The organism is Furfurilactobacillus milii (genome assembly GCF_009863985.1).
Classification (GTDB): domain Bacteria; phylum Bacillota; class Bacilli; order Lactobacillales; family Lactobacillaceae; genus Furfurilactobacillus; species Furfurilactobacillus milii_A.
Genome location: NZ_WEZT01000045.1, coordinates 1 through 700, shown reverse-complemented (window position 1 = coordinate 700; position 700 = coordinate 1). Strand labels below are relative to the sequence as shown.

General features: G+C 45.9%; 1 protein-coding gene. It reads right to left on the bottom strand.

Translation table 11 applies throughout. The annotated features are described in order from the left end of the window. The coding region (locus GB992_RS11285; protein ID WP_186337576.1) for an IS3 family transposase at window positions 1-536 on the bottom strand (536 nt) is incomplete at its 3' end. Window positions 537-700: the final 164 nt, after the last annotated feature.

The following is a 700-nucleotide window of genomic DNA, read 5'->3' as shown; positions in this document are numbered from 1 at the left end:
TGGATAATCAGGTCCCCAGTAATGGTTCGATTTTTAACCGCGCTTTCCAGGGTCTTTAAGACTAAATCAGTAGCCATCTTTTTTGAGAATGAATAGCCGATAATTCGTCTTGAGTGCAGATCCATGATGGTTGATAAGTAACACCAGCCATTACGCTTCGTTTGAATGTAGGTCATATCAGCGGTCCATTTTTGATTTAAACCAGTGGTCGAGAAATCCTGCTTAAGCAAGTTGGGACGCTGTTCAACCTTGGTTTTGGAAGCCGAAGCCGCTTTCCATTTATTGACGGTAACGGAGTGGATATCCAGTTCCTTCATGAGCCGGGAAATCCGTCTTGGGCTGCACCGACGCTGCAGTGGTTGAAGTTCCAGATTCAATTCATGGTGGATCTTCATAACGCCGTATCGCTGCTTGAATTCCGCAAAGATCCGCAGAATCCGTTGTTTTAAGTCCTCATCTTCGGCCCGGCGTTTTGAAGGCTTTGGGGATCGATAACGATAATACTGAGCTCTGGAAACACCGAGGATTCGGCACATCTTAGTTACCTGGTGGTGATGGCTTTCTTGGTGAATGTAATCAAAAATATTGGTTACTTCTGCGCAAGGAAGCCCAGGGCTTTTTTTAGGATTTCGTTCTCCTCAGACAGGGAAGCCAGCCGCTTTTCCATCGCTTTAATTTCGTCTGGCGATTTACCGGATTG